Annotated in this window: 20 protein-coding genes and 2 tRNA genes; 6 read left to right on the top strand and 16 right to left on the bottom strand. The window is 72.6% G+C overall.

The window, feature by feature from the left end; genetic code table 11:
* The first annotated feature begins 63 nt into the window (after positions 1–63).
* Complete coding sequence (locus ACFY6U_RS28650) at positions 64–1,719, top strand: long-chain-fatty-acid--CoA ligase (RefSeq protein ID WP_390042769.1); 1,656 nt, start codon at positions 64–66, stop codon at positions 1,717–1,719.
* Here the strand turns inward: ACFY6U_RS28650 and ACFY6U_RS28655 are convergent.
* The 6 genes from ACFY6U_RS28655 to ehuB all read right to left on the bottom strand — a co-directional run bounded on the left by ACFY6U_RS28655 (position 1,685) and on the right by ehuB (position 6,208).
* A tRNA-Lys gene (locus tag ACFY6U_RS28655) sits at positions 1,685–1,758 on the bottom strand. The genes ACFY6U_RS28650 and ACFY6U_RS28655 overlap by 35 nt on opposite strands.
* Before the next feature lie 340 nt (positions 1,759–2,098).
* Positions 2,099–2,857: an IclR family transcriptional regulator C-terminal domain-containing protein gene (locus tag ACFY6U_RS28660; RefSeq protein WP_351496851.1), complete on the bottom strand. Its 759-nt coding sequence runs from the start codon at positions 2,855–2,857 to the stop codon at positions 2,099–2,101.
* A 280-nt stretch (positions 2,858–3,137) separates the two neighbouring features.
* Positions 3,138–3,920 carry an ectoine/hydroxyectoine ABC transporter ATP-binding protein EhuA gene (ehuA, locus tag ACFY6U_RS28665; protein WP_390042771.1) on the bottom strand — a complete coding sequence of 261 codons (783 nt, stop codon included), beginning with the start codon at positions 3,918–3,920 and terminating at the stop codon, positions 3,138–3,140.
* A complete protein-coding gene (ehuD, locus tag ACFY6U_RS28670; protein WP_351496855.1) occupies positions 3,910–4,560 on the bottom strand; it encodes an ectoine/hydroxyectoine ABC transporter permease subunit EhuD in 651 nt (216 codons plus the stop codon). Before ehuD ends, ehuA begins: the two co-directional genes overlap by 11 nt.
* Complete coding sequence (ehuC, locus tag ACFY6U_RS28675) at positions 4,557–5,273, bottom strand: ectoine/hydroxyectoine ABC transporter permease subunit EhuC (protein WP_390042773.1); 717 nt, start codon at positions 5,271–5,273, stop codon at positions 4,557–4,559. Before ehuC ends, ehuD begins: the two co-directional genes overlap by 4 nt.
* Complete coding sequence (gene ehuB / locus ACFY6U_RS28680; protein WP_390042775.1) at positions 5,270–6,208, bottom strand: ectoine/hydroxyectoine ABC transporter substrate-binding protein EhuB; 939 nt, start codon at positions 6,206–6,208, stop codon at positions 5,270–5,272. Before ehuB ends, ehuC begins: the two co-directional genes overlap by 4 nt.
* Before the next feature lie 47 nt (positions 6,209–6,255).
* On the opposite strand from ehuB, the gene ACFY6U_RS28685 reads away from it, so the two are divergent.
* Complete coding sequence (locus ACFY6U_RS28685; protein ID WP_390042777.1) at positions 6,256–6,750, top strand: DUF3830 family protein; 495 nt, start codon at positions 6,256–6,258, stop codon at positions 6,748–6,750.
* A gap of 430 nt (positions 6,751–7,180) precedes the next feature.
* Here the strand turns inward: ACFY6U_RS28685 and ACFY6U_RS28690 are convergent, their stop codons facing one another.
* Both ACFY6U_RS28690 and ACFY6U_RS28695 read right to left on the bottom strand, forming a co-directional pair.
* Entirely contained in the window at positions 7,181–8,587 is a 1,407-nt protein-coding gene (locus tag ACFY6U_RS28690) for an amidase (protein ID WP_390042779.1), read from the bottom strand.
* A gap of 16 nt (positions 8,588–8,603) precedes the next feature.
* A complete protein-coding gene (locus tag ACFY6U_RS28695; protein WP_390042781.1) occupies positions 8,604–9,557 on the bottom strand; it encodes a D-2-hydroxyacid dehydrogenase in 954 nt (317 codons plus the stop codon).
* A 160-nt stretch (positions 9,558–9,717) separates the two neighbouring features.
* On the opposite strand from ACFY6U_RS28695, the gene ACFY6U_RS28700 reads away from it, so the two are divergent.
* From ACFY6U_RS28700 to ACFY6U_RS28710, 3 genes are all read left to right on the top strand, one after another.
* Complete coding sequence (locus ACFY6U_RS28700) at positions 9,718–10,518, top strand: decarboxylase (protein WP_390042783.1); 801 nt, start codon at positions 9,718–9,720, stop codon at positions 10,516–10,518.
* The gene (locus ACFY6U_RS28705) at positions 10,515–11,246 is read left to right on the top strand and encodes an aspartate/glutamate racemase family protein (RefSeq protein ID WP_390042785.1); all 732 of its coding nucleotides are present in this window, start codon (positions 10,515–10,517) and stop codon (positions 11,244–11,246) included. The genes ACFY6U_RS28700 and ACFY6U_RS28705 overlap by 4 nt, the downstream gene beginning before the upstream one ends.
* 371 nt (positions 11,247–11,617) lie before the next feature.
* Positions 11,618–12,715: an LLM class flavin-dependent oxidoreductase gene (locus tag ACFY6U_RS28710; protein WP_390042787.1), complete on the top strand. Its 1,098-nt coding sequence runs from the start codon at positions 11,618–11,620 to the stop codon at positions 12,713–12,715.
* Here the strand turns inward: ACFY6U_RS28710 and ACFY6U_RS28715 are convergent.
* Positions 12,685–14,538 carry a putative bifunctional diguanylate cyclase/phosphodiesterase gene (locus ACFY6U_RS28715; protein WP_390042789.1) on the bottom strand — a complete coding sequence of 618 codons (1,854 nt, stop codon included), beginning with the start codon at positions 14,536–14,538 and terminating at the stop codon, positions 12,685–12,687. The two genes, ACFY6U_RS28710 and ACFY6U_RS28715, sit on opposite strands and share 31 nt — an antisense overlap.
* A 372-nt stretch (positions 14,539–14,910) precedes the next feature.
* Between ACFY6U_RS28715 and ACFY6U_RS28720 the strand changes: the two genes are divergently transcribed.
* Complete coding sequence (locus tag ACFY6U_RS28720) at positions 14,911–16,125, top strand: M6 family metalloprotease domain-containing protein (protein WP_390042978.1); 1,215 nt, start codon at positions 14,911–14,913, stop codon at positions 16,123–16,125.
* A 61-nt stretch (positions 16,126–16,186) separates the two neighbouring features.
* Here ACFY6U_RS28720 and ACFY6U_RS28725 read toward each other — a convergent pair.
* The 7 genes from ACFY6U_RS28725 to ACFY6U_RS28755 form a co-directional block, all read right to left on the bottom strand.
* Positions 16,187–16,260, bottom strand: a tRNA-Lys gene (locus ACFY6U_RS28725).
* Positions 16,251–16,874: a bifunctional DNA primase/polymerase gene (locus ACFY6U_RS28730; RefSeq protein ID WP_390042790.1), complete on the bottom strand. Its 624-nt coding sequence runs from the start codon at positions 16,872–16,874 to the stop codon at positions 16,251–16,253. Before ACFY6U_RS28730 ends, ACFY6U_RS28725 begins: the two co-directional genes overlap by 10 nt.
* A gap of 105 nt (positions 16,875–16,979) precedes the next feature.
* Positions 16,980–17,342: a hypothetical protein gene (locus ACFY6U_RS28735; protein ID WP_390042792.1), complete on the bottom strand. Its 363-nt coding sequence runs from the start codon at positions 17,340–17,342 to the stop codon at positions 16,980–16,982.
* Between the two features lie 79 nt (positions 17,343–17,421).
* Complete coding sequence (locus ACFY6U_RS28740) at positions 17,422–18,759, bottom strand: AAA domain-containing protein (RefSeq protein ID WP_390042793.1); 1,338 nt, start codon at positions 18,757–18,759, stop codon at positions 17,422–17,424.
* Positions 18,756–20,345: a hypothetical protein gene (locus tag ACFY6U_RS28745; RefSeq protein ID WP_390042794.1), complete on the bottom strand. Its 1,590-nt coding sequence runs from the start codon at positions 20,343–20,345 to the stop codon at positions 18,756–18,758. Before ACFY6U_RS28745 ends, ACFY6U_RS28740 begins: the two co-directional genes overlap by 4 nt.
* Positions 20,336–21,520 carry a hypothetical protein gene (locus tag ACFY6U_RS28750; protein ID WP_390042795.1) on the bottom strand — a complete coding sequence of 395 codons (1,185 nt, stop codon included), beginning with the start codon at positions 21,518–21,520 and terminating at the stop codon, positions 20,336–20,338. Before ACFY6U_RS28750 ends, ACFY6U_RS28745 begins: the two co-directional genes overlap by 10 nt.
* Entirely contained in the window at positions 21,417–22,370 is a 954-nt protein-coding gene (locus ACFY6U_RS28755; RefSeq protein ID WP_390042797.1) for a phosphatase PAP2 family protein, read from the bottom strand. Before ACFY6U_RS28755 ends, ACFY6U_RS28750 begins: the two co-directional genes overlap by 104 nt.
* Between the last annotated feature and the right edge of the window lie 177 nt (positions 22,371–22,547).

Consider the following 22,547-nt stretch of genomic DNA (forward strand, 5'->3'; position numbering starts at 1 on the left):
TCGCGCAGTTCCTCGCGCCCCCGGGGTATTGATCTGATGGAGTGTCAGTTAATCTGCTTCTCCATGGCCGTCGATGGGCGCACCGTTGCCGAAGCCGTTGCCGCCCGGTGGGGGGACCACCGGCCGGGGCTGTGGTTCGAGGAGTCGGTGCTGACGCACCACGAGGTGGCCGGCGGGGCCGCTGCCCGCGCGGCCCTGTTCAGGGAACTGCTGCCTGCCGGGGCCGTGCCCCACGTCGGGGTCCTCCTCGACAACACCCCCGAGTTCGCGCTCTGGTTGGGGGCCGCCGCGCTCGCCGGGGCCGCCGTCGCCGGGGTGAACCCGACCCGCCGGGGGCCCGAGCTCGCCCGGGACATCCTGCACACCGAGTGCCCCGTCCTCGTCACCGAGCGGGCCCGACTGCCGCTCCTCGCCGGGCTCGAACTGCCCGGCGTCCGCGTCCTCGTCACCGACGAGCCGGAGTACGGCGCTCTTCTCGCCCCTTACCTCGGTGCCTTTCCCGACGCCTCCCGGGCCGCCCCCGAGGACCGGATCCTGCTCTACTTCACGTCCGGCTCCACCGGCGCCCCGAAGGCCGCCCTCTGCTCGCAGGGGCGGCTCGCGGCGGCCGGGCGGTCGCTCGCCGGGCAGTTCGGGGTCCGGCCCGACGACGTGCACTACGTCTGCATGCCGATGTTCCACGGCAACGCCGTGATCGCCGACTGGGCGCCCGCGCTGGTGGCTGGCGCCGGGGTGGCGTTACGGCGGCGGTTCTCGGCGTCGGGCTTCCTGGCGGACGTGCGGCGGTACCGGGCCACCTACTTCACCTATGTCGGCCGCGCGGTGCAGTACGTACTCGCCACCGAGCCGCGCGCCGACGACCGGGACAACCCGCTGCGGCTCGGGTTCGGGACGGAGGCCGGGGCCGTGGACGCGGCGGCCTTCGAGGAGCGGTTCGGGGTGCGGCTGGTCGAGGGGTACGGGTCCTCGGAGGGCGGGGCGGCGATCCAGTGGTCGCCGGGGACGCCGGCCGGGGCGGTGGGGCGGGCGGCGCCGGGGCTCGTCGTACTCGACCAGGAGTCGGGGGAGGAATGCCCGCCGGCCGTCTTCGACTCCGGGGGAAGGCTGCTGAACGGGGAGGCGGCGATAGGGGAGTTGGTGAACCGGGCGCCGAATCCGTTCGAGGGGTACTGGCGGAACCCGGCGGCGGAGGCGGAGCGGCGCAGGGGAGGGTGGTACTGGACCGGGGACCTCTTCTACCGGGACGCGGCGGGATACCTGTACTTCGCCGGGCGTACCGACGACCGGATCCGGGTCGACGGGGAGAACCTGGCCGCCGCGGTGATCGAGAACATCGTGGCCCGCTACGAGGGTGCGGAGGCCGTCGCCGTGTACGGGGTGCCGGACCCGGTGACCGGGGACCAGGTGATGGCGACCGTGGCCGGGCGGTTCGACCCGCTGGACTTCGCCGAGTTCCTGCTGGCCCAGCCCGACCTGGGGACGAAGATGGCGCCCCGGTTCGTGCGGGTGGTGGACCGGATGCCGGTGACGGCGACCAACAAGATCCAGCGGGCGGCCCTGCGGAGGGAAGGGGTGCGGTGTGCCGACCCCGTGTGGTGGCGGCCGCCGGGGGAGCGGACGTACCGCAGGCTGACTCCGGAGGACGCCGAAGGGCCCCTCGTGTCCACGAGAGGCCCTTCATCTGTGCGCCGCCAGGGACTCGAACCCCGGACCCGCTGATTAAGAGTCAGCTGCTCTAACCAACTGAGCTAGCGGCGCATGACCCATGCCGACCGTTCGAATCGTCTCTCGACTGGTTCGTCCGGCTGGCGACGAAGAAAATACTACCTGGTCCGGCGGGGTGCTTCCGACCACCGCCGGGGTGACCCAGGGCTGTCCGGCGGATCAAGCCGCAGACGCGGGGTCCGGCACGTCCTCCCCCGGAGGGGGTACCCCCAGCGGCGCTGTCGTCACTCCCCGACGTCCCCCAGCCTCCGGCCGGGAGGTGCCCCCACCGCGCCGGCTCCCTCCTCCGCCTTGCAGCCGGAGGCACCAGACCCCGCTCACCTCGGCACGTAGTCGCCGCTGCTCTCCTGCGACTTGATCCGCCGGACAGCCCCTAGATGGCCAGGGAGAGCAGCAGGGGAGCCGCGCTGCGGTTCAGGGTGTCGGCGGCCTGGCGGAGACGGTGGGCGTGCTCGACCGGGAGGGAGAGGGCGAGGCAGCCCACGGCCGAGCCGGCGGTGATCGGGACCGCGGCGCACACCGTGCCGATCGCGTACTCCTGGAGGTCCAGGACGGGGACCGTCGGCGGCTGTGCCTCCAGGCGGGAGAGCAGCAGCTTGTCGCTGGTGATGGTGCGCGAGGTGAGGCGGGCCATCTTGTGCCGGGAGAGGTGGTCGCGGCGGGCGTTGTGGTCGAGCTGGGTGAGCAGGCTCTTGCCGATCGCGGTGGCGTGCGCGGAGGAGCGGAAGTCCACCCACTCGTTGACCGCGGGGGTGGTCGGGCCGGCGGCGTACTGGCCGATCTTCACCTCGCCGTCGACGTAACGGCTGAGGTAGACGGCGGCGCCGACCGAGTCGCGCAGCCGGTCGAGGGTCTGCTGGAGCTGCTCGCCGAGGGCCTGCTCCCGCTCGTGCGCCGAGCCGAGCCGGCGCAGGGTCTCGCCGGTCACGTACGCGCCGTCGGTGACCTGCTCGACGTAGCCCTCGCGGCGCAGCATCCGCAGCAGCGCGGTCAGCCGCTCGGGACCGAGGCCGGTCCTGCGGGCCAGTTCGGTGTCGGTGACGCCGGTGGCGTGCCCCGCCACCGTCTCCAGGACGCGAAGGGCGTCCTGGGCGGAGTGGTACGGGGCGGTCGGCTCGTGCATCAGCGCCACGGTGGTCCCCCTGTGCTCGCTCGGCGATACTGCTTCGGCAGCACTGCTTGGGCCGCGATCCGGACAGCGGATCCTCTCCACGATAACGGGCAAGCACCGGAAACGGAGGGGGTGTTGGCGAGATTCCAGTGCTCTCAACTGCGGAAAAGACCCTCTGGCATATGCCAGCGGAATGAACCATGGCCCGGTCGGCCCGCCGGACCTCGGGTGATCGAGCGTTCACTTCCTGTAGTCATGGCACGGTGTGGGGAAATTTCTACGGCGCCGGCGGTGGAAATATCTACAGCACCGCGCTGAGGAACTCCCGGGTCCGCTCGTGCTCGGGCTCGCTGAAGATCCGCTCCGGCGGGCCCGCCTCGATGACCCGCCCCGAGTCGAACATCAGGACCTGGTCGGAGATGTCCCGCGCGAAGTTCATCTCGTGGGTCACACAGAGCATGGTGATGTCGGTGGTGCGCGCGATGTCCCTGAGCACGTCGAGGACGCCCGCGACCAGCTCCGGGTCGAGCGCCGAGGTCACCTCGTCGAGGAGCAGCACCTTCGGCCGCATGGCCAGCGCCCGCGCGATCGCCACCCGCTGCTGCTGTCCGCCGGAGAGCCGGGTCGGCCGCTCGTCGGCCTTGTCGGCGAGGCCCACCAGGTCGAGCAGCTCCCGGGCGCGCGCCTCCGCCTCGTCCTTGGGCAGGCCGAGCACGGTCACCGGGGCCTCGGTGACGTTGCGCAGCACGCTCATGTTCGGGAACAGGTTGAACTGCTGGAACACCATCCCGATCTGCTTGCGGACCTCCCGCCGCTCCTTCTCGGACGCCGGGAAGAGCCGCTGCCCGTCGACGGTGATGGTGCCGGTGTCCGGCTTGGTCAGGGTCATCAGCAGCCGCAGGATCGTGGTCTTGCCGGAGCCGGACGGCCCGATCAGGGTGACGTGCCGGCCCGTCTGCACGGCGAGGTCGAGCCCGTCGAGGACGGTGTTGTCCCCGAACCGCTTGGTCACCCCCTCCAGGCGGATCAGCTCCGTGGCTGCGGTACCGGTCGTACTCGGCTGCTTGCTGGTGTCAACGGACAAGGCGACGCTCCAGGGTGCGCAGGAGAAGGGAGGCGAGGTAGGAGATGACGATGAAGGCGACGCCGATCACCGTCACCGGCTCGGTGAACTGGAAGTGCTGCTGGGAGAAGAGCCGGGCCTGGCCGAGCATCTCCAGGACGGTGATCGACATCAGGATCGGCGTGTCCTTGAGCATCGAGATCACGTAGTTGCCGAGCGGCGGCACCACCCGGCGCACCGCCTGCGGCAGGATGACCGCGAACCAGGTCCGCCGCGTGGGCAGGCTCAGCGCGGTGGCGGCCTCCCACTGCCCGACCGGCACCGCCTCGATACCGGCCCGGTAGACCTGCATGGTGTACGTCGAGTAGTGCAGGCCGATCGCGAAGACCCCGGTGGTCAGCGCGGAGAACGTCAGCCCCCACTCGGGCAGCACGTAGAAGAGGAAGAACAGCTGCACCAGCAGCGGGGTGTTGCGCACGAACTCGGTCACCACCCCGACCGGCCAGCGCACCCACCGCGTGGGCGTCCGCATCAGCAGCGTCCACACCAGCCCCAGCGAGAACGAGATCAGCGAACCGAGCGCCAGCGCCTCCAGGGTGACCCACAGGCCGTCCCAGAAGTGCGGCATGAACTCCCGTACGGCACTCCAGTCCCACGTCACACGACACCACCGACCCCGGTCGTCTCCCTGCGCTTCACCGCACGCGCCTCACGTTCCGTCCCCGGCGCCTTGCCGATGCCGGCCTTCAGCCGCTTCTCCAGACCGCGCATCAGCCGGGTGATGACGAACGCGATCACGAAGTAGATGAGCAGCAGGTACGTGTAGATGTGGGCGCTCTCCTGCAGCGCCAGCCGCACCAGGTTCCCGCTGAAGGCGAGGTCGCCCATGCCGGTGATGGACACCAGCGCGGTGCCCTTGAGCAGCTCCACGAGCAGGTTGCAGTAGGACGGGATCATCTCCGGCACCGCCTGCGGCAGCAGGATCAGCCGCAGCCGTTGCCAGGGCGTGAAGCTGAGCGCGATCCCGCCCTCCTTCTGCGCCGGGTCGACCGCGTTGAGCGCCCCGCGCACGATCTCCGATCCGTACGCGCCGTACGTCAGGCCGAGCGCGAGCGTCCCCGCCCACATCGGCACCAGCTGCCAGCCGAAGGCGACCGGCAGCACGAAGAACACCCAGAAGATCATCACCAGCGCCGAGGTGCCGCGGAACACCTCGGTGTAGAGACCGGCGAGGAACCGGACGATCCAGAGCCGGTGCGTCCGGGCCACGCCCACCACCAGCGCCACGGCCGTCATCAACAGCCCGCTGAGCACCAGCAGCTGGACGGTCGTCCAGACCCCCTTGAGTACGAGGTCCCACAGTCCCGAGGTCATCCGCTCTTCCCTCCCCCGCACAGCTCCTTCGCCGTCAGGTCGGTCATCTCGGCCTCGGTGAAGCCGAACGGGCGCAGGATCCGCGCCAGTTCGCCGCTCTTCTTCAGCTTGTGCAGCTCCACGTTGAAGGCGTCCCGCAGCCTCGTCTCCGCCGACCGGAACGCGAACGCGCCCCCGTCGACCTGCGGTTTGCCGCCCACGAGCGGGGTGAACGGCTTGGTCGCCCCGGCCTTGGCGGACTTCTTGACGACGTCGCGGACGGTGACCGCGGTCCCGGCGAACACGTCGACCCGCCCCGCCTCCACGGCGTTCAGCCCGGCGACCTGGTCCGGCACGATCAGGATGTCGCTCTGCCTGTAACCGGCCTCGACCGCGTGCTGGATCTGGGCGTAGCCCGTCCCCGTGGCGAACTTGGCCCTCTTCGCGACGACGTCCTTGTAGTCGTGCAGCCCCTTGGGATTGCCCTTCCGCACGACGAACGAGTCGAGCATCTGGTAGTCCGGATCCGCGAAGATCACCTGCTCGCACCGCTCGGGGGTGACGTACATCCCGGCGGCCACGACGTCGAACTGCTGCGAGTTCAGCCCGGGGATCAGCGAACCGAACTCGGTCGGCACCGGCTGGACCCGGTCCACCCCGAGCCGTTTGAAGATCGCCTTGGCCAGCTCCGGCGCCTCACCGGTCAGGTGCCCGTCCTTGTCGATGTACCCGAAGGGGATCTCACCGGCTATGCCGAGCCGTACGACACCCTGGGCGCGCAGCCGTTGCAGCAGATCGCCGCCGTCGGTGCCGGCCGCGTCGGCCACGCGCGTACAGCCTGCGGCGCCGAACGCGCCGAGTGCGCCGACCGCGGCGGCACCCGCGAGAACGGCCCGCCGACTGTGTCTGGATTCGTACCCTGATGTGTCTGATTCGTTCCCGAGTGGTGGAGCCATGGCGGCGCGGCTACCCGACCCCAACCGACTTATGCACCATGGAAGGCATGACCGAACGATTCATCGAAGTCTCGCTGGTCAGCCGCGGTGTCACCGCCAAAGCCCGGCTCCTGGACGACCGCGCGCCCGTCACCTGCGCCGCCGTCTGGAACGCCCTGCCGCTGTCCGGCGACGTCTACCACGCGAAGTACGCCCGCAACGAGATCTACGCCCTTTTCCCGCCGTTCGCCCCGACGGAACCGCCCCTGGAGAACCCGACGGTCACTCCCATCCCCGGCGACCTCTGCTACTTCTCCTTCGCCGGCACGGAACTGGCCACGAAGGCCTACGGCTACGACCGCGAGGTACACCCCGGCACCACCCTGGTCGACCTCGCCCTCTTCTACGAACGCAACAACCTGCTGCTCAACGGGGATGTGGGGTGGGTACCGGGGATCGTGTGGGGTCAGGTGACGGAGGGCCTGACGGAGATCGCCGCCGCCTGCAACGACCTGTGGCGCAACGGTGCGGCGGGGGAACGACTGGAGTTCCGGACCGCCTGAGCCCCTGCCTCCGGTGCGGCACCGCCGCATGTGGTGTTCCGCCGCGACGGCGCTGAGCCGCGACGGCGTTGTCCGGCGGTGCCGAACCCCCCGTGGCCGTCGCACCGCTCGCTGGTCTCCCGGGGCGCTGTCACTCCTTGCCCCCGGCGCTGCCGGTCCTTCTCTTCCGCCGCCACGGCGCTGGGCCGCGACGGCGTTGTCCGGCGGTGCCGAACCCCCCGTGGCCGTCGCACCGTTCGCTGGTCTCCCGGGGCGCTGTCACTCCTTGCCCGCGGCGCTGCCGGTCCTTCTCTTCCGCCGCGACGGCGCTGAGCCGCGACGGCGTTGTCCGGCGGTGCCGAACCCACCGTGGCCGTCGCACCGTTCGCTCGTCTCCCGCGGTGCTGTTCGCTCTTCTCCTGCGAGGTGCTTCTTCTCCGCCGCCACGGCGCTAGGCCGCAACGGCGCTGCCCGGCGGTGCCGAGGCCACCCCCGCCTCGTACAGGGCGTGGGACGCGCGCAGGACCAGGTCGTCGTGGTGGCGGGCGGCCACGATCTGCAGGCCGACGGGGAGTCCGTCGGTGTCCGTTCCGACCGGGACCGTCGCCGCCGGCTGCTGGGTCAGGTTGAAGGGGTAGGTGAAGGGGGTCCAGCCTGTCCAGCGGCGGTGGCCCGAGCCCTTGGGCACCTCCAGGCCCGCCTCGAACGCCGCGACGGGGAGGGTGGGGGTGACGAGGATGTCGTACGACTCGTGGAAGCGGCCCATCCGGCGGCCCAGGTCCATCCGGACGTCCACCGCGGCGAGGTAGTCCAGCGCGGACAGCCTGGCGCCGGTCCCGCAGATCTCCCGCAGCCCCGGGTCGAGCGACGTGCGCTGCTCGGGGGAGAGACGCTGCGTCACCCGGGCGGCACCGGCGAACCACAGCGCGTGGAAGGCCTCCACCGGGTCGCTGAAGTCCGGGTCGGTCTCCTCGACGTACGCCCCGAGTTCCGCGAGGCCCGTCACCGCCCGCCGTACCGCCGCCGCGACCGCCGGACGCACCGCGACCTGACCGCCCAGCGTCGGCGAGAAGGCCACCCGGAGGCCGCGGACGCCTCCGTCCAGCCCCGCCACGAAGGAGCACGGCGCCGGACCGAGGGCCGACCAGTCGCGGGCGTCCGGCGTCCCGATCACGTCCAGCATCAGCGCCGCGTCGGCCGCGTCCCGGGTCATCGGGCCCACGTGGGACAGCGTGCCGAAGGCGCTCGCGGGGTAGAGCGGGACACGGCCGTACGTCGGTTTCAGGCCGAAGATCCCGCAGAACGCGGCCGGGATGCGCACGCTGCCGCCGCCGTCCGTGCCGAGGGAGAGCGGGCCCGCGCCCAGGGCCACCGCCGCCGCGCTGCCGCCGCTCGAACCGCCCGCGGTGCGCGAGGGGTCGTACGGGTTGCGGGTGACCCCGGAGAGCGGGGAGTCGGTCACGCCCTTCCAGCCGAACTCGGGGGTGGTGGTCTTGCCGACGAACACCGCGCCGTGCTCGCGCAGCCGGGCGACGGACGGCGCGTCCTCGTCCCAACTCCCGTTCTCCGGGATCGTCTTCGAGCCGCGCAGGGTCGGGTGGCCGCGCATGAGGAGGATGTCCTTGACCGTCACCGGGACGCCGTCGAGCAGACCCGTCGGCTCGCCCCGCCGCCACCGCTCCTGCGACGCCCTCGCCTGCGCCAGGGCGTCCTCCTCGGTGAGCCGGACGAAGGCGTTGACCTCCGGCCCGATCCGCGCCGCCCGGTCCAGGACCGCCCGGACCGCCTCCACCGGCCCGAACTCGCCCTTGCGATAGCCGTCGAGGAGTTGCCGGGCGGTGAGGTCGGTGAGCTTCATGGGCCCCTCCCGAGGGTCAGTGACCGCGCACGTATCCGCGCTTCTTGTCGACCACGTTCAGCAGAGATCTGCCCGCCGCCCACCGCTCGTACAACTCCAGGAACTGGGTGCCCAGTTCGTCCCGCCAGCCGACCGTGTCCCCGCTCATGTGGGGGGAGACCAGCAGGCCCGGCACGTCCCACAGCGGGCTGTCGGCGGGCAGCGGCTCGGTCGCGAAGACGTCCAGGGCCGCGGCGGCGATCCAGCGCCGGGACAGCGCCCGCACCAGCGCCTCCTCGTCGACCAGCTGACCCCGGCCGACGTTGATGAAGCAGGCCGACGGCTGCATCACACCGAAGCGGTGCGCGTCGAACATGCCGTACGTCTGCTCGGTCAGCGGCGCGGCCGCGATCACCCAGTCCGCGCGGGACATCAGCCGGTCCAGGTCGTCCGGGCCGTGGATGCCGGTACGCGGGACCCGGCCGACGAGGGCCGTGGTGATGCCGAGCGCCTTGAGGGTGCGGACGATCGCCCGGCCGATCGGCCCGGTGCCGACCACGCACGCGCGCGTGCCGGCCACCCGGCGCGCCTCGCGGTGCCGCCAGGTCCGCTCCCGCTGGAGGTCCAGGGTCCGCGGCAGGTCCTTGGCGACGGCCAGCACCAGCGCCGACACGTACTCGGCGATGGGCGCGTCGAAGATCCCGCGCGCGTTGGTGACGACCGTGTCGGACGCGGCCAGCTCCGGGCACATCAGATGGTCGACACCCGCGCTCGCCGTGTGCACCCAGCGCGGCCGGGGCCCCTCGCCCGGCCAGGCCTCGCGGACGGCGTGCGAGGCGAAGTCCCAGACGAGGAGGACGTCCGCCTCCGGCAGCCGGGCCGCCAGGTCCGCCGCGTCCGTGTGCACGATCCGGGCGCGGCCGGTGAGCCTGCCCAGCCGCGGGGGCGGGTCGGCGTCGAGGACCAGCAGAGTGGGCACGGGCGGTGTCATTCGGGGCGGTCTCCCGGTGTCCGACAGCGTCTGACGTGGGCGGACGGAACGTCTCGAAGGTGCGGATTGACCACGCTGGCACCCGAACCTACCTTCGTCAACACGGGCGTATCCGTCGACCGTTGCCCCTCGATCTCCCACATGAGGCCGGTGACCTCCCATGGACGTCTCCTTTCTGGGCGGACCTCGTCCCCAGCGTGGCATCGGCGTCGTGGCGCCGTTCGACTTCGCGCTCGACCGCGAGCTGTGGCGCTGGGTGCCGGACGACGTCTCCCTGCACCTGACCAGGACACCGTTCGTACCGGTCGAGGTCGGTCTCGACCTGGCCCGGCTGGTCAGCGAGCACGAGACGCTCGGCGAGGCGGTGCGGGCGCTGACCGCGGTCGCGCCCGAGGTCGTCGCCTACGCCTGCACCTCCGGCAGCTTCGTCGGCGGCATCGCGGGCGAGCGCGCGATGTGCGAGGCGATGACCCGCTCCGGCGCCGTGCCCGCCCTCACCACCTCCGGGGCGCTGCTCGACGCGCTGACCGAGCTGGGCGTACGGCGGCTGGCGCTGGTCACGCCGTACACGGTCTCGGTGACCCGGGTCCTGGAGGAGTACGTCGCGGAGGCGGGCGTACGGGTCGCCGGCTGCGCGTTCATGGGGCTGACCCGGCACATCTGGCAGGTGCCGTACCGGGACGTGGTGGCCATGGCACGGCAGGCGGTACGGCCCGGGGCCGCCGACGCCCTGTTCATCTCCTGCACCAACCTCGCCACCTACGAGGTCATCCCCCAGCTGGAGGCCGAGCTGCGGATACCCGTCCTGTCGGCCAACCAGGTCACGATGTGGGCGGCGCTGCGCAGGCTGGGTACCCGAGCGGTGGGCCCTTATCAGGCGCTGATCCGTCACCAGGACGAATCGGCGTCGTCCGGTCAGTGGCCCGTACTGCCGGAAGAACAGCAGGAAGGGTGGACATGACAGCGCTCGGAATCCTCTATCCGGGGCACTCCGCGGAGGACGACTACCCCCGTATCGAACAGCTCCTCGGCAGCGACATCCGGGTGGACGTCGTCCACACCGACATCGGCGAGGACGCGCACCGGGTGGACGCGCTGCGCGAGATGGGGTCCGAGGAACGGCTGGCCGCCGGGGTGGCGGAGCTGCGGCTCGCGGGCGCCGACGCGGTGGTGTGGGCGTGCACCAGCGGCAGCTTCGTGTACGGCTGGGAGGGCGCCCAGCAGCAGGTCCGCGCGCTCGCCCGGGCGGCCGGGATGCCGGCGTCGTCCACGTCCTTCGCGTTCGTGCACGCGGCGCGGGAGCTGGGGGTGCGGCGGGTGGCGGTCGGCGCGACCTACCCCGACGACGTGGCGGCCCTCTTCGCCGACTTCCTGCGGGCCGGAGGCCTGGAGGTGACCGGCGTGCGGTCCTCGGGGATCGTGACCGCGGCGGAGGTCGGGACGTGGGGGGAGGAGGAGGTGCTCACGCTCGCGCGGGCGGCCGACGACTCCGGCGCGGAGGCGGTGCTCCTTCCGGACACGGCACTGCACACGGCGGCGCACATGCCCCTGCTGGAGAAGGCCCTCTCCAAGCCGGTGCTCACGGCGAACCAGGTGACCGTCTGGGAAGGCCTCCGCCTGGCGGACCGCCGGGTGAACGCTCCCGCCCTCGGCGCCCTCTTCACCCGCGAACCAATCGTCCAGGCCTGACGGTCCCACCGCACCAGGGGGCTCCGCCCCCTGGACCCCCGAAAGCCCTCGCCCACCCACCACCCGACTCGGTCGGCTGGAACGTGAGGAGGGGGGCCTCGGCGGGCTGAAGGGTCGGACCTCCGCGCTCATCCACCCGCCCGACTCGGTCGGCTGGAACGCGAGGAGGGGGGAGGCTCGCGTCGTGGTGCGACTGCGGCTGGGTGGGGGCTGGTCGCGCAGTTCCCCGCGCCCCTTGGTCGGCTGCACCGCCCGGCGCCGAAAAGTGCCGGCAGGCTTGTCCGTCACCCACGGCGCAGGAATAAACGGAGACCTCCTCCTGTTAACGCCCCTCAGGACAGCTCACGGCCGTAAAACAGGAGGCTCACACCGTGTCGGCAGACGAGATCCGGGGCATCACGCACGGGACCGCCCCCGTCCCCCTCTCCGTACTGGACCTGGTGACGGTCGGCACCGGCAGTACCGCCACCGACGCCCTGCGCACCAGCGCGGACCTCGCGCGGCTCACCGAGGCGCGCGGTTTCCACCGGTACTGGGTCGCCGAGCACCACTCGATGCCCGGCGTGGCCTCCTCCTCGCCCGCCGTGATCCTCGCCAACCTCGCCGCCCACACGGAGCGGATCCGGCTCGGGTCGGGCGGTGTGATGCTGCCCAACCACGCGCCGCTCGTGATCGCCGAGCAGTTCGGGACGCTGGAGGCGCTGGCGCCTGGGCGGATCGACCTGGGCCTCGGGCGGGCGCCGGGGACCGACGGCGCCACCGCCGCCGCCCTGCGCCGGACCCAGACGCTCAACGAGGGCGCCGACGACTTCCCGCAGCAGCTCGCCGAGCTGATCCGGTTCCTGGACGACGACTTCCCGGACGGGCATGCGTACCGGAGGATCCACGCGATCCCGGGGCCGGTGCAGAGCACGACCCCCGGCGGTGTGCAGTCGCCGCACCGGCCGCCGGTCTGGCTGCTCGGCTCCTCCGGGTTCAGCGCCCGGCTGGCCGGCATGCTCGGGCTGCCGTTCGCCTTCGCGCACCACTTCTCCGCGCAGAACACCGTCCCGGCCCTCGACCTGTACCGCGAGTCCTTCAGCCCGTCCGCCGTCCTCGACGAGCCCTACGCCCTCATCGGCGTCTCCGTCCTCGCCGTGGACGAGGAGCGCGAGGCGCAGCGGCAGGTGCGGGCCGGTGCGGTGAACATGCTGCGGCTGCGCACCGGACGGCCGGGGCTGTTCCCGGACCCGGACGACGTCGAGAAGCACGAGTTCTCCCCGATGGAGGAGGAGTTCGTGCACTCCTGGACCGCCAACATCGTGCACGGCACCGCCGACGAGGTCCGCGCCGGCCTCGACGACCTGCAGAAGCGCACCGGCGCCGACGAGCTGATGCTCACCACGCACGCCCACCGCGGCGAGCTGCGCCTGCGCTCCTACGAACTGGTCGCCGACGCCTACGGCTTGCCGACCGGGGTGTCCGCGTAGGTCCTGGTGTCCAGCAGCTCGGAGATGCGATCCGCCGTCACCGGCCGGGAGTAGAGCCACCCCTGGCCGGTGTCGCAGCCGATGTGACGCAGTCGGGAGGCCTGCGCCGAGGTCTCGACGCATTCGGCGGTGACGGTGAGGCCGAGGCGGTGGGCCAGCTGGATCATCGCCTCGACCACGACCTCGTCCGCCGGGTTCGGGCGGTCGCCCGGGTCGTCGTACTGGAAGCCCCTCACGAAGGAGCCGTCCAGCTTGAGGACCGAGACCGGGAGGCGGCTGAGGTAGGCGAGGTTCGAGTAGCCGGTGCCGAAGTCGTCGATGGCGATGCGCACCCCCATGTCGCTGAGGGCCTGGAGGGCCTGGAGCGGGCGCCCCGCCGAGCCCATGACCGCCGACTCCGTCAGCTCCAGCTGGAGCAGGTGCGGAGCCAGCCCGGTCTCCGCGAGGGTCTCGGCGACGTCCGCGACCAGGTCCGAGTCCCAGACCTGACGGACCGCGACGTTGACGCTGACGAAGATCGGCGGCTCGCCGGGGTGGTCCAGCTGCCAGCGGCGGGCCTGCCGGCAGGCCGTGGTCAGGGCCCAGCGGCCGAGCGGGACGATCGAGCCGTCCTCCTCCGCCAATCCGATGAACCGATTCGGCGTTAGTGTGCCGAACTCCGGATGGTGCCAGCGGACCAGGGCCTCGACCCCGCTGAGCCGGCCGTCCCCCATGCCCACCAGCGGCTGGTACTCGAGCACGAACTCGCCGCGCTCGATGGCCGGGCGGAGGGTGGAGGAGAGCGCCTGCCGGGTCACCAGGTGGGCGTTGCGCTCCGGGTCGAACAGCGTCCAGCGGGACTTGCCGTCGGCCTTCGCCCAGTAGAGCGTCGTGTCGGCGGCCTGCATCAGACCGGTGGCGGTGGTGCCGGCGGCGTGCCGCTCCACCACCCCGATCGACGCCGACAGCGACAGCCGCTGGCCGGCCAGGTCGAACGGCGCCTGGAGAGCCGCCAGCGCCGACTCGGCCAGATCGGCCAGCTGCTCCGTGCCCGTCGAGTCCTCGACCAGCAGGGCGAACTCGTCCCCGCCGAGCCGGGCCACCAGCGGCGCGCCGGCCCGCGCGAAGCCGGCCTCGTCGGCGACCCGGGTCAGCCGTTCGGCGACGGCGGCCAGCAGACGGTCGCCGACCCGGTGGCCGAGGGTGTCGTTGACCGCCTTGAAACCGTCGAGGTCCAGGTAGCACAGGCCGATCCGGCCGGTGCCGCTCTGCTCGTACGACTCCGCCTCCAGCGCCGCCGTCAGCCGCTCGAAGAACAGTGTCCGGTTGGGCAGCCGGGTCACCGGATCATGCATCTGCAAGTGCCGCAGCCGGGCCTGGAGTTCGCGACGGGCGCTGATGTCCGAGACCGAGATCAGCACACCCGGCACGTCCCTGGCCAGCGGGGCGATGGTGACCTGGGCCCAGACCGAGTGCCCGTCGGGGTGTTTCAGCCGGCGGGTGCAGCGCAGCCTGGCCTGCCGGCCGCGCAGTACCTCGCGGTAGGCGTGCCAGGTACGGGCGTCGGAGGCCAGGTCCAGCAGGTCCGCGGCGGTCCGCCCGGGCAGCCCGGCCTGGTCGGCGCCGATCAGGATGGCGAACGCCTCGTTGGCGGCGGTGACCAGCCCCTCGCGGTCGACCACGGCCATGGGCAGCGCGGCGGCCGCGAAGGCGTGCTCGTAGGTCGTCGGTTCTGTCTTCTCGTCTGTCTTCTCGTACGACTTCCGGTAGGTGTTGTCACTCTCTGTGACGGCGGACCGGTCGAGGTCTGCCGCGGGCGTCGGCCCTTCGGACGTTCCGCTCACCGCTCGCTCCCGCAGTGCACTCGATCTCTGTCCGTGCAGGAAAGTGTGCCGATCATAGAGGCTGGCCCGAGGGCCTTCCAGCCACTGTCCAGTGTCCCCGATGAACCGGCGATTCTGACAGATCGTTTCTGCCCGCACCTGGACGGGTTCTTGGGGCGCGCGACCACTTGTGACGTTCCGTTAGCGTCCCGGGGTGTCGGCCGTTCGGGTCTGCCTGTGGTGAGCAGGTGGTTCCTCACCCTTCTGGTGCAGATAAACAGGTCATAAGGTGACAAACTCAAAGAGGCTGGGTGCGGTGTCCCGCGAACCGCCCCCGGAGGTCCTTCCGTGCCGCGTGTCCTGCTGCGCAGTTCCGCCGCCGTGTTCACCACGATGTCGGCGCTCGTCGCAACGACGATCCTGACCGGGCCGTCGGCCGCCGAGCCGTTCTCCACGGCCCCCTGCGCCCTGCACCGCACCGACGCGCACCACTCCGAGGGCGTCGACACCTGGAACCCCGACTACACGCGCCCCACCCATCCGCTTTCGGCCGTGATGGTGTTCCTCTCCTTCCCGGACGCGACCCCGCAGACCACGCCCGCGGAGCTCGCCGCCGACCACTTCCCGGCCACCAGCCGCTACTACGAGCAGGCCTCCTACGGAAAGTTCACCATCCGCCCGCACCCGCTCACCCACTGGCTGCGGATGCCCCGGCCCTCGGTCGACTACGGCATGAGGCGCGACTGGAGCATCCCGCTGCGGGCCGCCTACCTGCGGGACGCGTTCGCGGCGGCCGATCCCGAGGTCGACTTCTCGCGCTACGACGTCGTGTACCTCGTCGCCGACCCGGACGCGCCCGGCGTCGACTCCGACGCCACGAAGGTGGTCAACCTCGACACCCCGGTGCACGTGGACGGCATCGACGTCCGCCGGGTCGTCACGGTCTTCGAGAAGCACCCGCCGGACCGGCTGGTTCTCGCCCATGAGACCGGGCACGTCTTCGACCTCCCCGACCTCTACCACCGCCCGGTGGACGGCAAGGGCGACTGGGACACCTACGTCGGCGACTGGGACCTCATGGGCAGCCAGTTCGGTCTCTCCCCGGACCTCTTCGCCTGGCACAAGTGGAAGCTCGGATGGCTGGATCCGCGCCAGGTGGTGTGCGTCCGGGGGAGCGCGCCGACCCGGCTGACCCTGGAACCGCTCTCCGCCGGGCCGGGTGTGCCCGCGCAGGGCGACGCGGGCGGCGAAGCCTTCGGGCTCGGCGACGGCGCCAAGCTGGCGGTGGTGCGCACCGGGCAGGACACCGCGCTGGCCTTCGAGGCGCGCGACGCGTCCGGCAACGACAGCGCGGCCTGCCGGCAGGGCATCCTCGTCTACCGGGTCCGCGACGGGGCGGCCTCCGGCAGTGGGCCGATCGAGGTGATCGACGCCCATCCGCACACCGAGGCGTGCTGGGAGAACTCGGTCTACCCGCCGCTGGCCGATGCCCCGGTCGCCCTCGGTGAGAGCTTCACCGTGCCGGGGGACGGTGTGCAGGTGGCGGTGGAGGGGCGGACGGCGTCCGGCGCCTGGAACGTGAAGATCACGCCGGCCAAGCCGGACTGAACCCTGCCGACGAAAAGACGAAGGCCAAGCTCACAGGAGCTTGGCCTTCACCTACTTCGCGTGCGCCGCCAGGGACTCGAACCCCGGACCCGCTGATTAAGAGTCAGCTGCTCTAACCAACTGAGCTAGCGGCGCCTGCTGACGTCGTAGACCTTAGCACCCTGATCGGCGGGAGGAAAAATCGATATGCGGACGGCCGAGCGGGCCGCGCGGACGGCCGCCCAGAGCAGGATCTCGGGGCCCGGAAGCCACGGGTGCCGGGTGTCCGGGGCGACCAGCCAGCGGGTGCCGGCCGGGGCGGCAGAGGGGGCGCCCTGCGGCGCCGGCGCCGGTACGGTCACCGCGTCGCCGGTGCCGTGGCACAGCAGCGGAGGTACGGCCCCGCCGCGGCCGCCCCACTCCTCCCAGCCCAGCAGCGACGGCAGCCGGGCGGCGGTGCCGGGGGCGGCGAACAGGAGCATCCGGCCCCGGAAGACCGCGACCGGCCCGGAGCCCGGCCCCTCGTCCCACAGCCGGTCCAGCATGCGGCGGCCGAAGATCGCCGGGGCGTTCACCACGTCGAACACGGTCCCGCAGGGCAGGACGACCGGGGCGTCCGGCCGCTCCTCCCAGAACGCCAGCGTGCTCCGCGGATACGTTCCTGCCGAGGCCAGCCAGGCTGCTCCGTCGGAGGTGACCCCGGCGGCGCAGCCGAGGTCGGCGAGCTCGGCGAGGTCGCCGGGGAAGGTCTCGTACGGTGTGCGGCTCATGGGGAATTGATACCCCTCGTGAACGCCCGCTCGCCGTCAGTTGCGGGAAACCCGGACAGGACCGAACGGAGGGGCGTATCTTGCCCACCCGGCATATGCCATCCGCTAGATCTGCTCGGGTCCCCGCCCTTCCCTCCCTCGCAGCAGGTCCCGGCCGAACTCGACCATCTTCTTCGCGTAGTCCTCGGTCCACTCGGTCCGCTCGGCGATGTCGGCCGGGGTCAGCCGGTCGAAGCGGCGCGGATCGGCAAGCTGGGCGGCGGCCATGGCCTGGAACTCCACCGCCCGGTCGGTGGCCACCCGGAACGCCTGGGTCAGCTCCGTCGCACGGCTCAGCAGCACCCCGGGGTCGTCGATCGACTCCAGGCCGAAGAAGTGCTCGGGGTCGGCGACCGCTTCCACAGGCTCGAAGAGCAGGGGCGCGGGGCGTAGCCGCGGTTCGTTCCGACGCGGCGTGGGCTCCGCCATGTCTGGTCCTCCTCGTACGGTGTCGATGACTACGGTCCGATGACCACCGTCCATTGTCCCGCGCCCGCGCAAGGGGACCCTAAGGCCGGTGGCTGACTCTGTGCTCGCCCAGCTGTGCCAGCACCGCGTGATTCGCCTCCCAGCCGTCCGGGAACTTCACGAGGGTTCCCAGCTGGACCGGTTCTGTGGACGGGTAGTCGTCCAGGAGGTCGGTCACGCCGGCGCGGCAGATCACGATGCAGGCGTGGCGGTGGCGGGAGGCGAGGACGCAGAGGCGGCCCGTCTCCAGGTGGAAGGCGGTGGCGTCGGGGCGGCCGGAGAGCGGGTGGAGGACGACCGTCACGTCGTACTCCCGGCCCTGGAGACGGTTCGCGGTGTCGACGGTGACGTCGGCCACGCCCAGCTCCGCCAGGGCCGCGCGGACGGCCGCCGCCTGGTCCCGGTGGGCGGTGCCGACGGCGATCCGGTCGGCGGTGAGGGGTGCGGGGTCGGGGGAGCGTTCGGAGCGGGCCGCGCCGCCTCGGTCCAGTAGCCGTCGTACCACCGTGGCCACCGCGCGGACCGCCTCCGGGTCGGTGCGCGGGGTGTGCCGGGCGGGCAGTTCCAGCAGGCCCCAGCCGGACTCCGCCGCCTCGTCGATGACCCGGTCGGGCCCGGAGCCGTCGGAGGGGACGGCGAAGGTGAGGCGCCGGTCGCCGGGGCCGGTGCCGCTGCGGAAGGGGGTGTACGGGTAGAACGCGCCGGAGACGAGGGGCGCGGCCGACGCCGGGAGGCGCCAGGAGACCGGGAGGCGGTGCTGGGGCAGGCCCGGGTTGTGGGCGAGGAGGGTGGAGACGGCGGACGCCGACGGGTCGTACGACAGGCCCGCCCACTGCTCGCTGCCCACGATCGCGAACGGGTCCAGCTGGCCGGGGTCGCCCACGAACAGTGCCCGTTCGAACAGGCCGGCCACGGCGAGCAGGGAGTCCGAGCGCATCTGGTACGCCTCGTCGACGATCGCGTGCCGCCAGGGCTCGTCCACCTTCACGTGCGCCCACTTCGCGGCGGTGGACAGCACGACCTGCGTCTCCTTCAGGTCGGCTGCCTTCGCCGACTTGCGGACGCTCGGCAGGTCGTCCAGCGCCTTGTCGTACGGGTCGGCGTCACTGCTGTGCAGGCGGCCGACGGGCAGCTCCGGGTTCTTCTCGGCGAGCCGCAGGACCAGGTCGTCCACCTGCGCGTTCGTCTGCGCGACCACCATCAGGGGGCGGCCCGCCGCCGCGAGTTCCAGCGCGGCGCGGACCACCAGCGTGGACTTGCCGGCGCCCGGCGGGGAGTCGACGACCACGCCCCGGTCGGCGCCGTGCAGGGTGTCGTGGAGGATCGCGGCGGTGGCCTGCGCGGCGGCCGCTGCGGGATCGAAGTCCGTGGTCGTCACAGGATGTCCTCCGGCGTCGCGGTGTCGGCCGCCTCCGCTGCCGCCTCGCCCGGCGGGCCGCCGTGCGTCCACGGGGTGTCCTCCGGGTCGGGCAGCCTGGCGCCGCCGCGCTGCTCGTGTTCGAACAGGGTGAAGACGAGTCGGTCGCCCTTCTCGGGGACCGAGCCCGGCTCGGGTTCCTTGCCGCGGCCCATCTTGTCCAGGACGCGCAGCACCAGCACTCCGTCCGCCTCGTACCCGACGAACTCCGTCGACTGCGGCCTGCCGCCCAGCGAGCGGTACGCCTTGGCGCGCTCGCCCAGCTGCGGCCGGTCCTCCGTGCGCACGGTCAGCAGCGGGCGCGGGCTGGGCCGCTTGCCGTCGCTGTACGCCATGACGACGTCGAGGACCTCTCCGGCGAACGCCTCCCCGGACAGCCGCCGCCCCGCCATCACCAGCGGGTCGTCGAGGGCTTCCTGGGCGTCGAGGCGGGCCTGCTCCCGCTCGCGCGTGGCCAGCTTGTTGGCGGCGGTGACCGCGTCGTCGCGGCGCGGCTGCGGGGGTTCGCCGGCCAGCACCCGGTCGCGGTGACCGGTGAACGACCAGCGGTCGCGCGTCCACCGCTCCTCGACCCGGGCGCCCTCCGGCAGGCCGCGCAGCAGGTCGAGCCCCTGCCAGACCGCGTCCCAGGTGGGCCGGGTACGGCTCTCGACCAGGGCGCGGATCTCCCGCTCGGCGGCGGTGAGGATCAGCAGCCGGTCGTCGGCCTGGAGGCCGTCCTCGGCCCCGGCGAGGGCCGTGCGGGCCCGGTCGTAGCGCTCGAAGGCGGGGGCCAGCAGCCTGTTGTCGAAGGCCGGGTCGGTGGCGGGCCCGGCCGGCGGCCACAGCAACTGCCCGTCGCCGTCCCGCGCCAGCTCGGCCACGCGCGCGGCCGCCGCGCCCGTGCTCCCCTGCGGCGGGGCGATCCAGGCGAGCAGCGCGCCCAGGTGCTGGTCCTCGATGCCGGACTGGCCGGTCGCCCAGTGCCGGGACAGCAGGTCCGTCATGGCGAGGAGCAGGGAGGAGCCGGGGACCCGGGCGCGCTCGCCGAAGTGGGTGAGCCACCGGCCCAGCAACGGCACCCGGGGCGGCGCCGGATAGGGCGCCTCCGGGTCCTGCTCCGCCGTGCGCCGGAACCGCATCGACCGCCCCAGCAGCCGTACGTACTCGATGCCCGCGCGGCCCGGGACGATCAGCTGGGGTGCGTCCGCGCACAGTTCGACCTCGACCTTGACGCGCTTGCCGGTCTCCGGGTCGGTCTCGGTGCGCTCGGCCGCCTCGACGCTGTCGGCGTAGGAGTCCAGGTAGGGCAGGACGACGTCGGCGAGCTCGGCGAGGAAGGCGAACCGCAGGTCGCGGTCGCGCGGCTGGGGTACGACCAGCAGGCGCGGGGCGTCCCGGTCGGTGCCGACCAGGGCCCCGAGCGGGGCACCGGCCTCACCGGCGGTGGTGAGCGGCACGAAGACCAGGGGATGCTCGGCGAGGTGCCGGTGGCGGACGGTCGCGGCGGGCTGCGCGGTGCCCGAGCTCACGGCTTCGAGGCGGGCGAGCGTGGTGATCAGGGACACACGGCCTCCCGCGCACCGCTCAGCGCCTCGGCGCGCAGGGCGGCCGCCCTGCGCAGCGCCGCCACCGCCGGGTCGGCCGGGTCGCCGCTCTCGCCGCGCGCCGCCGACAGCACCTCCTCGACGGTGCTCAGCCCGCCCAGCTCGGCCCGGGCCGCACGCCCCAGCGCGGTCACCTCGTCGGCCGCGCGGGACCGCTGCCGGCAGTGGAAGGCCAGCTCGCAGGCGGACAGGCACTCGGGCGCGTACGTCGCGGGGACGGCGTCCACGGCCGCCGTGAGCTGCTCCTTCGGAAGGTCCGGGGCGAAGCAGGTGCCCTCCGGCAGGGCGTCGGCGATGTCCTGGACGCGGGTGAGCCGGGCCAGCTGGCGGGCGGTGACCGCGCGCTGCTTGCGGACGTCCACGGCGGCGGCGGTCGGCAGGTTGGCGAAGTCCTTGGGGCAGACGAGCAGCACGTCGTGGCGCACGCGCGGGGCCGGGGTGAGCCGGGCCGCGACCTCCTCCAGGGCCAGCACGTACACCGCGGCCTGCCGGGCGGCCGCGCCCACCTTCGCCGGGTCGGCGGAGCCGTCCAGCATCGGGAACGACTTGATCTCCACCACCGTCCAGCTGCCGTCCGGGTGCACGACCACCGCGTCCGGCTCCAGGAACGCGAGCGAGCCGGCGACCTCCAGGGCCAGCATCGGATGGTCGAACAGCGCCCAGCCGCCCGCCTCGACGGCCTCGCGCAGCGCCAGCGCCGTACGGGCCGTGCGCCCCTCGGGCCCGGCCGCGGAAAGGTCCGGCACGGCGGCCCGCTCGGCAGGCTCGGCGCCCGGGTCGAGGTGGGTACGCACCAGCCGCAGCAACTCGGCGCCGCCGTCCGCCTTCACCTTCGCCTCGAAGGCGTTGCCCCGGGTCAGCGCGAACTGCGACTGGCCGAAGGCCGACGGTGAGCCGAGGGCGCCCGCCAGCGCGGACTTGTCCACCCCGGCCCCGTCCAGGATCGCCCGCCGCCTGCACCCCGGGTTCGCGGCGAGCGCCGCGAGGGCACGCGCGTCGAGGGCCTTGGCCGGGACCGCGGGGCCGCGCAGCTCAGCGAGCCGGTGCCGGAGCGCCGTCCCCCGCGTCTGTGGGGGAAGCGTCCGGTTCGGCTGCGGGGGCGAGCCGGGACTCGCGCTGCGCTGGAATTCGCTCACCCGCCGAAGTCTGGCATCCGCCACTGACAATCGGGGAGCCCGCGCCGTCCGAGCGCGCTGCGACGAGGGAGGCGCCCGGGGTGATCCGCACCCTGACGAGATCCGCGACCCGCGTCACGTACGGCGCCAGCAGGTAGCCCACGCCCATCACGAACACGCCCGCGACCGCGTCCAGGAAGTAGTGGTTGGCGGTGCCCATCACGACGATCGCGGTCAGCAGCGGGTAGGCCACGCCGAGCACCTTGGTCACGCGGTTGCCGCCGTGGCGCCACAGCATCACCCCGCACCACAGCGCCCAGCCGCAGTGCAGGCTCGGCATCGCCGCGTACTGGTTGGTCATGCCGCCGAGGCCGCGCGGGGCGCTTGCGTCGCCGCCCCACCAGCCGTACGAGCTGTACCGCGCCATCGTGTCGACGAACCCGTACTGCACGTCCAGCAGCCGGGGCGGGCAGGTGGGCAGCAGGGTGAAGCCGATCAGGCCTATGAACGTGGACGTCATCAGCCAGGTGCGGGCCCGCCGGTACATCTCGGCGCGCTTGCGGAACAGGAAGACCAGGATCACCGGGGTGACCAGGTAGTGCAGCGAGGCGTACCAGAAGTCCGCCGGTACGCCGAGCCACGCCTCGCGCGTGAACAGGCGGTTGAGCGGGTGCTCGGCGTTGAGGTGCAGGGCCTTCTCGATGCGCAGGATCGCCAGGCCGTGGTCGACGGCGGTGCCCGTGTTCCCGCGCGCGAGCAGGCGGCCGGCGGTGTAGCAGCCGTACACCAGCAGGATCAGCGGCAGCTCGGTCCACCAGCGCAGCCGGGTTCGTGCAGCCACCTCGGTGCCCGGTTTCTCGGTCTGCGGCATCCGACTGCCTCCCCCTTCTCGTCCCTGTCCGCGCGGCACCCGGCGGGCCGACCGTGACACTTTACGTTGCGCGTATTCCCGCCCATGCGGGGCGCTCAGCAGTCAAAGACGCGGAGAGCGCGCGCCGGGTTGCCCGCACCCGAGCCCGTTCCCGGCGTGTTCCCAGCCTGGGCGATG

Source organism: Streptomyces sp. NPDC013157, from assembly GCF_042899865.1.
Classification (GTDB): Bacteria; Actinomycetota; Actinomycetes; order Streptomycetales; family Streptomycetaceae; genus Streptomyces.